Origin of the sequence: Kitasatospora purpeofusca (assembly GCF_000718025.1) — a bacterium.
Classification (GTDB): domain Bacteria; phylum Actinomycetota; class Actinomycetes; order Streptomycetales; family Streptomycetaceae; genus Kitasatospora; species Kitasatospora purpeofusca.
In genome coordinates, this window is the sequence record NZ_JODS01000002.1 from 307,958 (window position 1) to 321,572 (window position 13,615).

General features: G+C 74.0%; 13 protein-coding genes and 1 CRISPR repeat array. Of the genes, 4 read left to right on the plus strand and 9 right to left on the minus strand.

Translation table 11 applies throughout. From position 1 onward, the window contains the following. Positions 1 to 237: 237 nt before the first annotated feature. The 4 genes from cyaB to IF01_RS0104420 form a co-directional block, all read right to left on the minus strand. Positions 238 to 798, minus strand: coding sequence for a class IV adenylate cyclase (cyaB, locus tag IF01_RS0104405; RefSeq protein ID WP_030391916.1), 561 nt, complete (start codon positions 796 to 798; stop codon positions 238 to 240). A gap of 14 nt (positions 799 to 812) precedes the next feature. Continuing rightward, positions 813 to 1,199, minus strand: coding sequence for a hypothetical protein (locus tag IF01_RS0104410; protein WP_051754911.1), 387 nt, complete (start codon positions 1,197 to 1,199; stop codon positions 813 to 815). Between the two features lie 162 nt (positions 1,200 to 1,361). Further along, a CRISPR array of direct repeats spans positions 1,362 to 2,000; the repeat unit is 29 nt; unit sequence GGGACCAACCCCGCAGGCGCGGGGAGCAG. A 98-nt stretch (positions 2,001 to 2,098) separates the two neighbouring features. Next, positions 2,099 to 3,082: a class A beta-lactamase gene (gene bla, locus IF01_RS0104415; RefSeq protein ID WP_063764129.1), complete on the minus strand. Its 984-nt coding sequence runs from the start codon at positions 3,080 to 3,082 to the stop codon at positions 2,099 to 2,101. Positions 3,083 to 3,100: 18 nt separating this feature from the next. Beyond that, entirely contained in the window at positions 3,101 to 4,342 is a 1,242-nt protein-coding gene (locus IF01_RS0104420) for a glycosyltransferase (RefSeq protein WP_030391919.1), read from the minus strand. A 179-nt stretch (positions 4,343 to 4,521) separates the two neighbouring features. Here IF01_RS0104420 and IF01_RS0104425 point away from each other — a divergent pair, with 179 nt between their 5' ends. Next, a complete protein-coding gene (locus IF01_RS0104425; RefSeq protein WP_030302213.1) occupies positions 4,522 to 4,788 on the plus strand; it encodes a GlsB/YeaQ/YmgE family stress response membrane protein in 267 nt (88 codons plus the stop codon). Positions 4,789 to 4,990: 202 nt separating this feature from the next. Here IF01_RS0104425 and IF01_RS0104430 read toward each other — a convergent pair whose 3' ends face one another. The 5 genes from IF01_RS0104430 to IF01_RS0104455 all read right to left on the minus strand — a co-directional run bounded on the left by IF01_RS0104430 (position 4,991) and on the right by IF01_RS0104455 (position 8,804). Next, positions 4,991 to 5,581 (minus strand): TetR/AcrR family transcriptional regulator, encoded by a 591-nt coding sequence (locus tag IF01_RS0104430; protein ID WP_030391920.1) that lies wholly within the window; start codon positions 5,579 to 5,581, stop codon positions 4,991 to 4,993. A gap of 161 nt (positions 5,582 to 5,742) precedes the next feature. Then, positions 5,743 to 6,765, minus strand: a complete 1,023-nt coding sequence (locus tag IF01_RS0104435) for an aldo/keto reductase (RefSeq protein WP_030391921.1) — start codon at positions 6,763 to 6,765, stop codon at positions 5,743 to 5,745. A gap of 150 nt (positions 6,766 to 6,915) precedes the next feature. After that, positions 6,916 to 7,434, minus strand: coding sequence for a (4Fe-4S)-binding protein (locus IF01_RS0104440; RefSeq protein ID WP_078879653.1), 519 nt, complete (start codon positions 7,432 to 7,434; stop codon positions 6,916 to 6,918). Further along, positions 7,434 to 7,736 carry a GNAT family N-acetyltransferase gene (locus tag IF01_RS0104445; RefSeq protein WP_030391923.1) on the minus strand — a complete coding sequence of 101 codons (303 nt, stop codon included), beginning with the start codon at positions 7,734 to 7,736 and terminating at the stop codon, positions 7,434 to 7,436. Before IF01_RS0104445 ends, IF01_RS0104440 begins: the two co-directional genes overlap by 1 nt. Before the next feature lie 126 nt (positions 7,737 to 7,862). Then, positions 7,863 to 8,804, minus strand: a complete 942-nt coding sequence (locus IF01_RS0104455) for a class I SAM-dependent methyltransferase (RefSeq protein WP_051754912.1) — start codon at positions 8,802 to 8,804, stop codon at positions 7,863 to 7,865. A 164-nt stretch (positions 8,805 to 8,968) separates the two neighbouring features. On the opposite strand from IF01_RS0104455, the gene IF01_RS0104460 reads away from it, so the two are divergent. From IF01_RS0104460 to IF01_RS50855, 3 genes are all read left to right on the plus strand, one after another. After that, positions 8,969 to 10,588 carry a sensor histidine kinase gene (locus IF01_RS0104460; RefSeq protein ID WP_051754913.1) on the plus strand — a complete coding sequence of 540 codons (1,620 nt, stop codon included), beginning with the start codon at positions 8,969 to 8,971 and terminating at the stop codon, positions 10,586 to 10,588. Continuing rightward, positions 10,585 to 11,244 (plus strand): response regulator, encoded by a 660-nt coding sequence (locus IF01_RS0104465; protein WP_030391926.1) that lies wholly within the window; start codon positions 10,585 to 10,587, stop codon positions 11,242 to 11,244. The genes IF01_RS0104460 and IF01_RS0104465 overlap by 4 nt, the downstream gene beginning before the upstream one ends. 721 nt (positions 11,245 to 11,965) lie before the next feature. Further along, positions 11,966 to 13,540: a M20/M25/M40 family metallo-hydrolase gene (locus IF01_RS50855; RefSeq protein WP_208624277.1), complete on the plus strand. Its 1,575-nt coding sequence runs from the start codon at positions 11,966 to 11,968 to the stop codon at positions 13,538 to 13,540. Positions 13,541 to 13,615: the final 75 nt, after the last annotated feature.

The following is a 13,615-nucleotide window of genomic DNA, read 5'->3' on the forward strand; positions in this document are numbered from 1 at the left end:
ATGCTCGACAAGGAGCTATCCCCGCATGCGTGGGGAGCAGAGGTCCGCTGGTGCCAGCAGGGCGGCCACACAGGGATCATCCCGGCGTTCCGCAGGGATCGCTGACCATCGTATTCGAGGACGCGATGCGAACGACTGTCGCCGCGCGGCGAGCGGGTACTGGCAGGCCCGGGTTCAGTGGTCGAAGCGATCGGACGGACGATGTCACCGTATGGGTGCCCTGGGCCCTGAGCTCGCCTATGGCCGGGCTGCGGACACCGCATCGGTGTACTGCTCGATCGTCAGGTCCGTGTCGTTGATGCCGAGTGAGGCAAGTACCGAGTGCACGACGGAGAGCGCCTGCGAGAGGTCGTCCATGCTCGCCTCCGTCTCCAGCTCGATGAAGGTTCCGTCGATCTCGGGGACACGAACAAGGGTGGCGAAGAGTCGGCGGCCGGCCTCCGTGAATTCGTAGTTGCGGCACCGCTTCTCGAACCGGATCCGCGGAACGAACCCGAGCCCCTGGACGATCCCGTGTGCGGCCTCGGCGTTGTCGACCAGGGTTTCGGCCTCCGGCTTGGATCCGGAGGCCTCGTCGACCCGAGCACCCTTGTAGGTCAGAACGGTTCGCGTGTCCTCCGGGCCGTGGACGGTGCGAATCCGCAGCTCGCGGTCGGCTCCCGTCAACGCGCCGTCCGGTGCGTCGTAGTAGGTGTCGCGGTACACCTCGGCGCGGCCGGGCCCGTACCGCTCCTCGAGCGCCTTGAGAAGCCCCTCCGGATCGCGGACCACCGCCTTCAGCTCTGCCTCGATCGACATCGCCCATTCCTTCGTCAAATGATTCGCTCAGCCTCGTTCACCATGTCGTCGAATTGTCGAAGCCACCCGGCGAACAGGGGGTCGTACGGGGTGGCCAGTACCTTATAGGTGGCCGACTCGTGGCCCTCCCAACCGCTGTGGAATGTGCTGACGTAGACGGCGGTATCGAGTCGGATCGTTCGCCAGACCGGCAGGGTTCGGTGCCGGTAGACCCCGACATGGCCGACTTCGGCCAGCCCACGCAGCCGAGCCTCGGCGAGCCGGATTCCACTGGATAGCGACTCGGCGGACTCGCCGATCTCGCCCGCGAGCCGGGGTAGGCCCGGCGCCTCGGGGTTCAGAAGCAGTACTCGGAGCCGTGGCCTGTCGTCCGGGCCGCGTTCGAGATGGGGGCGGAGCAAGGATTCACGCAGACCGAGGAGTCCCAGGCCACGCGGAGACCGACGGCCTGGCCCGGGAGGACGGCCGGATTCTTCGCTGGGGCATCCGGTCCAGCGCGGAGTCCTGGATCCCCGCAGGCGCGGGGAGCAGAGCGGCACCGGAGCCAGCATCGCCACCGCCACGGGACCAACCCCGCAGGCGCGGGGAGCAGCCGAAATCGGAGTCGAGCTGCCACGTCAGAAGGGGACCAACCCCGCAGGCGCGGGGAGCAGGAGCTGGACCGCATGGGGATCCCCGTCGTCCGGGGACCAACCCCGCAGGCGCGGGGAGCGGAGGTGCTTGCGCTGGGCGCGGGTGAGGCCGCCGGGACCAACCCCGCAGGCGCGGGGAGCAGGACGGTGACGGTGGGGGTGCGGTCGTCGCGCAGGGACCAACCCCGCAGGCGCGGGGAGCAGCCTGTTCCGTATGGCCTATGGCCGGTAAGTGAGGGACCAACCCCGCAGGCGCGGGGAGCAGACACAAGCGCTAGCTGATGCTCATACGGAACCAGGACCAACCCCGCAGGCGCGGGGAGCAGGGAGGGGGCGCCGGTGGCGTATAGGCCGGTGGGGGACCAACCCCGCAGTCGCGGGGAGCAGTCTTCGCCGCGCCACCCGGCGCGGTAGGCGACGGGACCAACCCCGCAGTCGCGGGGAGCAGTGGATCTTCACCCAGCAGGCCGACGGCACCTACGGACCAACCCCGCAGTCGCGGGGAGCAGCCGGACGGAGCGCCGGTGGACACCGATCGCGCGGGACCAACCCCGCAGTCGCGGGGAGCAGAGTTCGTGAGCTGGGATGTTGTCACGCGCGAGTGGCGGTTTTGGCAACTTCCTTCGAATTGGGCATTCTTCGCAATCCGGCGAGGGTGTGGGTCGCTGTCAGGCTTCCGGTCGCTGAAGGTCCCATGGCGAGTCTCCTTTGGCGGTTGTCGGATGCTGGGCCAGAGCAGTGGCGACGATCCGGGCGGTCTCGGCGATCAGTGGTTCGTCGGCCGGGGCGTCGGCGGTGTGCTTGGTGGAGAGTACTGCCACCACGATCGGACGCCCGTCCGGTCGCCAGGTGACTCCGACGTCGTTGGTCGTGCCGTAGCTGCCGGTGCCGGTCTTCTCGGCGACGTGCCAGGTGGGTGGCAGGCCGGCGCGGAGGCGGTTGGTGCCCGTGGTGTTGGTCAGGAGCCAGCCGGTCAGCCGCTGGCGGTCGGCCGGGTCGAGAGTCGCGCCGAGAGCGAGTCGGGCGTAGGTGCGGCCGAGGGCGTGAGGGCTCGACGTGTCCGTGAGGCGGCTCGGCTCGGCCGAGTTGAGGGCGGGCTCCCAGCGGTCGAGGCGGGTCACTCGGTCGCCGATGGAGCGGCAGAAGCGGGTGAGCGCGTCAGGGCCGCCGAGTTCGCGGAGGAGGAGGTTGGCGGCGGCGTTGTCGCTGTACCGGATCGCTGCCGCGCACAACTCCTCGACCGTCAAACCGGCTTCGAGGTTCGCGGGCAGGCCCGTGATCGGTGCGTAGCCCGATTGCGCTACGTCCGTCGCCGTGTAAAGCCGTCGTTGGGCGAGGAAGGTGCCGTCCCGATCGAGGTCCCTCAGCACTGCGGCCACGGCGATCGTCTTGAACGTGGAGCACATGGGGAACAGTTCGTCCGCGCGATGGGCCACCGTCCGCCCGGTGACGGTGTCCTGGGCGAAGACTCCCAGCCGTGCGGAGTGCGACCTCTCAAGAGCGCGGAACCGATCGGCGAGTTCGCCTCCCTGTGAGCGTGCCCCCTGCGCGGAGGCCCGCCCTCCGGTGGAGAGAGCGGCGACGGTCGCGGCCGCCGCGATTCCGCCGAGGATCCGTCGTCGGCTCGGTCGATGGTTCGGTCGGTGATTCATGGTGCCTCCTCCTGCGGGTCATTGGGCTAGGCGGTCGATGGCCGCCAGGACCTTGGCCGGGCCGTCCTCGGTGGCGAGGGCGGTGGCGAGAGTGTGGGCGTGGGTGCGGTGGTGGGGGTTGTCGAGGGTCTGGCGGATGGCGGTGGCCAGGCGGGGGGCGGTGAGGTGGGGGAGGGGGATCGGGCCGGGGGAGGTGCCGAGGCGGGTGAGGCGGGCGGACCAGAAGGGGGCGTCGAGCTGGGCGGGGACAGGGACGGTGGGGGTCCCGGCGCGGAGGGTGGCGGCGGTCGTGCCGGCGCCGGCGTGGTGGACGGTGGCGGCCATGCGGGGGAAGAGCCAGTCGTGCGGGGTGTCGCCGATGGTGAGGACGTCGTCGCTGTCGTCGGGGGCGGTGAGGCCGCTCCAGCCGGACTGGACGACGGCGCGGACGCGTGCGGCGCGCACGGCGGCGAGGACGGTGGCGGTGAGCCGTTCGGGGTCGGGGACGACGAGGCTGCCGAAGCCGATGTACACGGGTGGCGGTCCGGCGGCGAGGAAGTCCAGGAGGCGGTGCGGGGGTTGCCAGTCGGGGTCGGTCCGGGGCCACCAGTAGCCGGTGACGCCGAGGGACGGGTGCCAGTCGGCGGGGCGGGGGACGACTCTGGGCGAGAAGCCGTGCAGCACGGTGCGGTTGCGGCGGCCGCGTGCCACGGAGCCTTCGGGTAGGCCGAGTTGGCGGCGGAGGCCGTGGACGGCGGGGGCGAAGAGCCGGTCGACGGCGGCCTGCACGGCGTGGCCGGCGATCAGGTTGCCCGGTCCGCCGAGGGATCGGGTGCCGGTGACGGCCGGGGCGAACTCGCGGGTGGGGGAGAGGGGTTGGAGGTGGAGGGCGATGTTCGGGATGCCGGCGGCCTCGGCCACGGCCTGGCCCAGGTCGGCGGTGGTGCTGGTGGTGAGGAGGAGGTCGGCGCCGGGTTCTGCCGCGGCGGCGATCCCCGCGCCGAGGGCGGGCATGAACGAGCGGGCGAGGCGCACCAGTTGGAGGAGGCCGAGCGGACCGGAGCCGGCCCGCAGGACCCGCTGGCCGTGGGCGGAGGCGAGTTCGGCGCGCGGGTCGATCGGCAGCGGGCGGAACTCCAGTCCGCAGGCGCGGACGTCCTCGGCGAAGGTCGCGTGGGTGGCGAGGGCCACCTGATGGCCGGCCGCGTGGAGGCGGGCGCCGAGTCCGGTGAAGGGGGCGACGTCGCCCCGTGAACCGGCGGTGGCGATCAGGATGCGCATGGCCGCAGTATTCCGGGGCAGTCGGGTCCCGAGAAGGGCGCCACGCCAGCGGGGGACCGCGGGCCGCGGGCCTCCGCGCCCGGACCGGCCGGGCGCGGAACCGTCCGACGGTGGTGCGGCGTCCCTGCAGGCAGTACGGCGTGCACGGGGCCGCCGTACGGCTCGAAGGGCGGTAGGACATGAGCTTCGTCGCATGGATCGTGCTGGGCCTGGTGGCCGGGGCTCTGGCCAAGCTGCTGCTGCCGGGGCGGGACCCGGGTGGCCTGGTGGTGACCACCCTGATCGGTGTCGCCGGCTCCTTCGTCGGCGGGTGGATCTCCGCGAAGTTCCTGGACCGGCCGGTGACGGCGCAGTTCTTCGACCTGGCGACCTGGGCGTCCGCGATCGGTGGCGCCCTGGTGCTGCTGATCCTCTATCGGCTCGTCTTCGGCAACTCCCGCAACTGACGGCGGCCCGGGGCGACGGGCAGGGGCGAGGAGAGCACTACGACGGGCCCGACCGGCCGCGCGGGCGAACCGCGCGGCCGGTCCGTCGTGTCCGGGGGCCAGGGCCAGGGCCAGGGCCAGGGCCAGGGCCAGGGCCAGGACCAGGGCCAGGACCAGGGCCAGGGCCGGGGTCGGGACCGGGCCGGAGGGGAACGGGCGGGGCTCAGGCCCTGGCGGCCAGGCCGCCGAGGATGAGCCGCCAGAGGGCCTCGAAGCGCTCGTCGGCGGCCGGGTCGGACCAGCTCGCCGCGTGGACGGGGTCGTGGAAGTGCGCGGTCGCCTCGAACACGGCGCGGGCGGTCGGGTCGACGGGGGCGGTGCGGAACTCCCCGTTCTCGGTGCCGTCCCGGACGATGTCGGCGATCTGGGAGATCAGCGTCCTGATGTGGGCGTCGACCGTGTGGCTGTTCTCGCCGACCAGCGTCATGTAGGTCGCGAACAGCTGAGGGTCGTCGAAGGCCTTCCGGCGCTTGGCGGCGAAGAGCGTGGTCAGCCAGCGGTGCAGGCGCTCGGCGGCCGGTCCGGTCCCGCTGGCGACCAGGCGCAGCTCGTCGTGGGCCTGGTCGAGCCAGCGTTCGGTGACGGCCTCGCGCAGGGCCGCCTTGCTAGAGAAGAAGCGGTAGACGCTGCCGTGGCTGACGCCGAGCGTGCGGGCGACGTCGACGACGGTGGCCTTCGCCGGTCCGAACCGCCTGAGGACGTCCTCCGTCGCGCTCAGGATCTGTTCGGCGGTGAGTGCGCTGTCCGTGCTCACGGGGAGGTACGTCCTTACGGGTGAGGCGTCCGCCCGCCGGGGTGCGGCGGGCGGACGGTCGGCCGGTCGGCGGCCGGGCTGGGCCGCCCGTCGGCCGACGGTTGGTACGGGTGCTGACGGCCCCGCCCGGAGCGGGCTGCCGACGTGGCCGGGACCGCGCCTCAGTGCTCGCTGTCGAGATGGGCCATCTGGGCGGCAGCGTACCTGTCGCCGGCCGCGGACCCGGCGGGGACCGCCGCCTCGATGGCCGCGAGGTCGGCCTCGGTGAGGGTCACGTCGAGCGCTCCGAGGGCCTCGGTGAGGCGGTCGCGGCGGCGGGCGCCGACCAGCGGGACGACGTCCTCGCCGCGCGAGGCGACCCAGGCGATCGCGATCTGCGCGACGGTGGCGTTCCGTTCTGCGGCGACCGCGCGCAGGGCGTCGACGAGCCGGAGGTTGTGGGTGAGGTTGTCGCCCTGGAAACGGGGGCTGTGGCCGCGGAAGTCGGTGCCGGCCAGTTCCCGGTCGTTCTGCCAGTGGCCGCTGAGCAGGCCGCGCGAGAGCACGCCGTAGGCGGTCACGCCGATGCCGAGCTCGCGCGCGGCCGGCAGGATCCCGGCCTCGACGGAGCGGGAGATCAGCGAGTACTCGATCTGGAGGTCACTGATCGGGTGGACGGCGGCGGCGCGGCGCAGGGTGTCGGCGCCGACCTCGGAGAGGCCGATGTGGCGGACGTAGCCGGCCTCGACCAGCTCGGCGATCGCGCCGACGGTCTCCTCGACCGGCACGGCCGGGTCCAGCCGGGCGGGGCGGTAGATGTCGATGTGGTCGGTGCGCAGGCGGCGCAGGGTGTAGGCGAGGGCGGTCTTGACCGCCGCCGGGCGGGCGTCGTAGCCGAGCCACTGGCCGTCCGGGCTGCGCTGGGCGCCGAACTTCACGCTGATCCGGACGTCCTCGCGGTCGCGGCCGCGCAGCGCCTCGTGGATCAGCAGCTCGTTGTGGCCCATGCCGTAGAAGTCGCCGGTGTCGAGCAGGGTGATGCCGGCGTCGAGGGCGGCGTGGATGGTCGCGATGCTCTCGGCCTCGTCGGCGGGGCCGTAGAGGTCCGACATGCCCATGCAGCCGAGGCCGAGGGGGGAGACCGTCGGGCCGGTGGCGCCGAGCTTGCGCGGGGGGAGGTGGCGGGGGTTCTGGGTGGTGGACATGGTTCAACGATGACACAACGACTGACAGATTTCAAAATCTGTCATCTGAAATATGTCAGCTGTTATTCGTCGACCATCGGACCGGGGCCGGAGGGTGGGGTGGAGGTGGGGGCGTTGGGGCCTCGGCCGTCCGCGTGCCGCTGGAATGACTCACCCCTCGTGGCCGCCGCACTCCCCGCTCCGGTCGCAGTACGGCGGCTCCGCGCTCCGGCCGCAGCCGCACAGCATCGCCCTCGGCGTCTCCCGGACCTCCCCCGACGCGTCCGTCACCCGCAGCTCGCCCCGGACCAGCAGCCGCCCGTCGGCCGTCCGCCGCACCGTGGTCGGCCGGTCCGGCGCCTCCGCCCCGCCGTCCGCCAGCCGGTAGGCCAGCGCCCCCGTCGGACAGCGGCGCACCACCTCGGCGATCACCCCCGGCTCGGCGGCGTCCGGCATGATCCACGGCCGCCGTGCCGTGTCGAACACCGTCGGCAGCCCGTGCACGCACTCGGCGGCATGCCGGCACACCCGGGCGTCGAAGGACACCGTGATCCCGTCCCCCCGGTACGCCCGGGCACCGCTGGCGCGCCCGTCCGCCGCCTTTTCGGCCCCGCTGCCGCCCGTGTCCTCGGAGCCTGCGCTCTCGGCGGGGCCCGTGTCCTCCGTGCCCGCGCGGCCGGCGGCGGCCATCAGTCGCTCACCCGGCTGCGGTTCTCGTACGCCAGGTCGATGTACTCGGGATGCCGGAGCATCCACCCCTTGATGAACGGACACGTCGCCAGGACCGCCAGCCCCCGCGCCCGCGCGTCGTCCAGGGCCGCCCGGGCGAGCGCCCCGCCGACACCCTGCCCCTCGTACGCGGGCTCGACCACCGTGTGCGGATACACCACCAGCCCGTCGCTGCGCAGGTACTCGGCGAACCCGGCCAGGGCGCCGTCCGACCACGCCTCGAAGCGACCGGCACCCTCGGTGTCACGGATCGTGACCGTCATGGCGGACTCCTCACTGCTCGATGCGCCGCTCGGCGCACTGCTCGGCGCACTTCTCGATCCACTGCTGGATCCACTGCTCGGCCCGCCGGTCGGGCCGTCGGCGTCGGGCCGCGGGCGCCCGGTCCATCATCGAGCGGACGCCGCGACCCCGCCCGCCGGACTGTCGGCGCTCGCGGCGGTCGTACCCGTTCGGCCCGCACCCGATTCACCCGTGCCCGGTTCACCCGCCGCCGAGCTCGCGGGCCCCGGGTCCGTCGCCGGCCGGCTTCCGCCCGGTGAGCGCAGCAGATGGGCCCGCGCCGGCGGGACGTTCCGCCACGCCACCCGGCTGCCCAGCCCGTACTCCTCCTCGAACCCGCGCAGTAGCCGCACCACCGCCCGGTGCCGCGCACTCTGCCGGGGGCCCGATGTCAGCAGCCGCGCCGCCGACGTCCCCAGGTAGCCGAAGTACGTCAGTTCGCCGCCCGGCACCAGCAGCCGCAGATAGAGATCGAGGATGCGCCGCACCTCCACCGGCTCGAAGTTGGTGAACGGGAGCCCCGACACGATCACGTCGTACCGTTCGGCCGCCGCCGCCGCCGCCACCACCACCGACCGATCGTCGTCGCGGCCTCCCTCCCCGGCGACGGGTGGGCCGCACCCCGGGAGGTCCTGGACCCGGCACGTCGACAGCCGCAGGTCGAGACCGGCCCCGCGCCGCGCCAGCTCCTCGTCCGTCCGCAGCCGTTGGGCGAAGCGCGGATTGGGCTCCACCACGTGCAACCGGTCGCCCGCCCGCAGCACCCGGACCAGCCGCCTCGTCACCACGCCCGTCCCGGCCCCCACCTCCAGCACCGAGAGCGGCCGGTCCGGACGGCTCGTGGCCGGGACCGTCAGCGCGTTCACCAGTTCCACCCCGCTCGGCGCCACCGCGCCCGTCAGCCGGAACGTGCGCAGCGCCTCGGAGAGGAAGAGCCACCCGTCACCGCCGCCCGGCCTCCGCCGCCCGGCGCGATCGGTCGCGGTGCTCGCGATCTCGGTGCTGTCGGCGGGGGAGACGGACCCGCGGCCGAGCTGATGTGTCGTCATGGCAGTGACGCTAGAGAGCGTCAGACCTGCGTGGAACGGCCGAAAGATGCCCCGCACCCCCGACGAAAGTAGAGGGTGCCGATGGCCGATCGACAGGGGTGGCGCACTGTCGATCCGTCGTAGCATCGGGCCCCGGACGACGGATGGAAGGAGGTGCGATCCGCATGAACAACCAGAAACGCCCGCTCGGTTGGTACGCCCCCGGTCGGCACCGCCCGACCGAGACGCTGTACCTGCTGACCGTCCTCGTGCTCGTCGTCGAGGAGAGCCTCGCCCAGTGGCACATCCACGACCTCCCCGGGCGCCCGGTGCGCATCGCCGGGGCCGTCCTCGCCCCGCTCTCCCTGCTGCTGGCCCGCCGCCACCCGGTCGCCGCCGCCGTGCTCCCCGTACTCTTCAGCGGACTGCTGAACCGCGCCTTCCCCGGCCTGTTCAGCCTCTACCACCTGGCCTCGACTGGCCGCTCCGGCCCGGCACTCACCGCCGCGGTCGTGCTCGCCGGGCTCGGCGCGGTCCGGGCCGAGTCCCTCGCCGACTGGGCCGGCACCACCGGTTCCCAACTCCTGGTCGAGGCGGCCGTACTCTCCCTCGGGCTGTGGCTGCACGGGCGCCGCGTGCTGATCCGGACCCTGAACGCCAAGGTCGAGGCACTCGGCCGGGAGCGCGAACTCCGAGCCGAGCAGGCCCGCGCCGCCGAACGCGCCCGGATCGCCCGCGAGATGCACGACGTCCTCGCCCACCGGCTCAGCCTCCTCGTCCTGCACGCCGGTGTGCTGCGCGACCGGGCCCAGGCCGGCACGGTGGCGGACGACCCGGAGCACCTCGCCCACCGCCTCGAACTGCTCCGGGCCACGGCCGCCCGCTCGCTCGACGACCTGCGCGACGTTCTCGGCGCGCTCCGGGCCGATCCACCCGAACCGCCCGGTGACGCCGGACTGGCCGGACCGTCCGGTCCGGCCGGGGCGCCCGACAGCGTCCTCGCCGCCGCCGGGCGAGGGAGCGCGAGTACGGGCGCGAGTACGGGCGCGAGTACGGGCGCGAGTACGGGACCGGACGCCGAGCCGGGCCCCGCACCCCCTGAGGCAGGCGATGCGCTGCTCCCCGAGCTCGCCGTTCCCCGTCCACCCGCCGACTCCCGTCCGCCCGTCGCCGCGCCCGCGCTCCGCGACCTCGCCGAACTCGTCGCCGAGGCCACGGGCTCGGGCCAGCGAGTGGAACTGGCCCTCGCCGGCGACCCGGAGGACATCCCGACCACCCACCGGCTGGCCGTGCACCGGGTCGTCCAGGAGGCGTTGACCAACGCGCGCAAGTACGCGCACACCGCTCCGGTCACCGTCCGCGTCCGCTACGGCGCGCCCGCGACGACCGTCGAGGTGCTCAACGGTGCGGGTGGCCCGGCTCCGTCCGGTGCCTGCACCGGGAGCGGTTACGGCCTGGTCGGACTCGGCGAGCGGGTCGGCGCGCTCGGCGGGCACTTCGACGCAGGTCCCGACGGCCGGGGCGGGTTCCGTCTCGCCGCCCGTCTTCCGGCACCGGTCCGGCTCCCGGTCCGGCCCCCGCTCGGCCCGACTGCACGCGCGCCCGCCCGGACCGCCCGCCGGGCGGTCGACCCGCGCCCCGACCGGAACCCGGGCACCGCACCCGCCGCACCGATCACACCTCCCACGCCTGCCACGCCCGCCCTACCGTCCGTCCCACCGGCCCACCCACGGCCCGGCCGGAGCCCCGCCCCGGCGGCCGCCGGCCCGCGGACCGGCCCGAACCCACCGAGCGAGGCGACGTGATCCGCACCATGGTGGTCGACGACGACGCGCTCGTCCGGCTCGGACTCGTCGACCTGCTCGCCCAGGACCCGGAGCTGACCGTGGTCGCCGAGGCCGCCGACGGACTGGAGGCCGTCGAACTCGCCGCCCGCCACCGCGTCGACGTCGCCCTGATGGACATCCGGATGCCCAGACTCGACGGCATCGCCGCGACCCGCCGGCTCCGCGCGCTGCCGGACGGTCCGCGCGTCATCGCGCTCACCACCTTCGACCTCGACGAGTACGTCTACCGGGCGCTGGCGGCCGGTGCCGACGGCTTCCTGCTCAAGGACACCCCGCCCGCCGAGATCGCCCGCGCCGTCCACGTGGTCGCCGGCGGACAGGGCATGCTCCACCCGGCGGCCGCCCGCCGCCTCATCGACCGTTACCACCGCACCGGAGAGCCGCGCGCGGTCGCGGCCCGCGACCGCCTGGTGGGGCTCACACCGCGCGAGGGCGAGGTGCTGCGCGAAGTCGCCGTCGGCCGCTCCAACGCCGAGATCGCCGCCGTCCTCGGGATGCGCGAGAGCACGGTCAAGGCCCATGTCAGCCGGATCCTCACCGGGCTGGGGGTGGGCAACCGCGTCCAGGCGGCACTGCTCGCCCGGGACGCCGGGATCGTGGGCGACGGCGGCTGACCGACCGCCCTCCCCTCGTGCGACGATCCGTCCGCAGTCCTCCACCATCGCCTGGGAACACGGTGGTTTGCCCCGAACCGACCGCCCCCGGATCAGCGTCGCGCGGTAGTCGACGCCGTTCCGCCGTCACCCATCTGGCTTGGAAAAGGCGCGCCTTGGCGTCCTGTGCTGCCGAACCACGGCCCCGGGTCCATGGTGGAGGTGGGCGCGATCCGGCGACCGCGCCCGCGCGCCGAGCCGGGTTCGCACGCCGTGCGCCGACCGCCGTTCAGCGGCCGGACGACGGGGGCGGATCCCGACCCCGGCACGCTGGGAGCAGGGCCACCTCGCAGGAAACCGAACGGTTCTTCTAGGCTCACATCTCGGCTTCCCTGTGGTGGTGCGTCGTTCTGCGCCCGCCGCAAGGGAAGCCGCCGTCCACGGAGGCTCCGGGACGATCGGGGCCACCGGATCGAGCGAGGAGGACGCACATGCCACACACGCCGCCCAGCCGTTCCAGCGCACTTGGAACGGACGGACCCTCTTGGTGTCCCGCCGTCACAGCCGGGCCTGTCGGCCCGGTGACCTGGCCGGGGCGGACCGGCCGCCCCGGCCGATCCGCGCGGCCGCTGTATACCGGCGGCGGCCGCGGAGGCAAGCGTTGAGTCCTCAAGCCGTCCGCCCCGCCACTTCCGCGGCAAGCCCCGTGGCCGCCGCGACCGCTGTCCCTGCCGCTGCCCCGGTGGCCGTCGCCGCCAGCACGATCACCGCCCCGACCGCCCCGACCGCCTCGACCCCTGCGGCCTCGAAGGCCACGGCCGGCTCCGCCGCCGCGAACGGCGTCACCGCGAACGGCGTCACCGCGAACGCCGCCACCACCACGACGGTCACCACGACGACGTCCGGCGCCACCACTGCCGCCGTCGCCACGACAGCAGTCACCACTGCCTTCGCCCCCGTCGAGCCGACCAGGACCGCCGGCGCCGCAACAGCCCCGGCCGCCCCCGGCACGACCGTGAGAACCGGCACCGCCCGAACCGCCCTCGCCCCGGCCGCCCCCACATCCGCCGCCGCGACACCCACCGCAGCGGCCCCCCACACTCCGGCCGTCCCCGACAGCGAGGGCCAACCAGGCCCCACCGCCGCTCTCCCCGGTCTGCCCCAGGCCCTGTCCACCCGCGCCCGCACCCTCGCCGGAGCCGTCCGGCGACGCTGCGCGGACCTGGCCCGGATCGAGTCCCCCAGTGGCGACGCACCCCGACTCGACGCCCTTGCCGAGGAGTTGGCCGCCGGATTCCGGGCCACCGGCGCCACCGTCCATCGCGAACCGGGTCCGGCCGGCGACCACCTCGTCCTCCAATGGGAGGGCCGCGACGAAAGCCTGCCGCACCTCCTAGTGGTCGGTCACCACGACACCGTCTGGCCGGCCGGAATCCTCAACGACTGGCCGGTCACCGAGCAGGACGGCACCCTGAGCGGGCCCGGCGTGGTCGACATGAAGGGCGGACTCGCCATCCTGGAGGGCGCTTTCGCCCTGCTCGCCGACCTCGGCCAACGCCCCCACCGCACGGTCCGCCTGGTCGTGGTCTCCGACGAGGAGGTCGGAAGCCCGGACGGCAGGCGCCTGGTCGAACGCCAACTGCGCGACGCCGCGGCCGTACTCGGCCTCGAACCGCCCCACCCGGACGGTCGGCTCAAGACCGCCCGCCGCGGCTCCACCCGGGTGCGGCTCACCGTCACCGGGCGCGAGGCGCACGCCGGCAACGACGCCGCGGACGGCGTCTCGGCAGTGGACGAACTGGTCGACCAGCTAGTCGCCGTCCGCGGCCTGACCAGCCTCCCCGGCACCGAGCTGAACGCGGGCCGGATCAGCGGCGGCAGCCGGGCCAACGTCGTGGCGGGCCGGGCCGAGGCGGAACTCGGTCTGCGCTTCTCCACCACCGAGGCGCAGCGCCGGACCCTCGACAACCTCGCCCGCCTGACCGCGCTGCGGCCGGGCGCACGGGTGCGGACCGAGGTACTGTCCAGCCGCCCGGCCTGGCCCGAGCGGTCCGCGAACCCGCTGCTGCGCCACGTCCGTTCGCTCGCGGCGGTGCTCGGACAGCAGTTGGACGGCGGTCCGGCGGGCGGGGCGGGCGACACCAACCTGCCGGGCTCGCGCGGACTCCCCACGCTCGACGGCTTCGGCGCCGTCGGTGGAGGCGCGCACGCCCGGCACGAGCACATCCGGATCGACCAGCTGGCACCGAGGATCGCCCTGCTCGCGGCGCTCCTCGCCGTTCCGCTCCCGCGGTTGCGCGACCGCTCGGAGGGGTGACCCTCGGAGGGTGACAGCTAGGAGGCGTGACGGGGCTCGGTGTCCCGGCCGGTGACGGCTGAGGACTGACCGTGG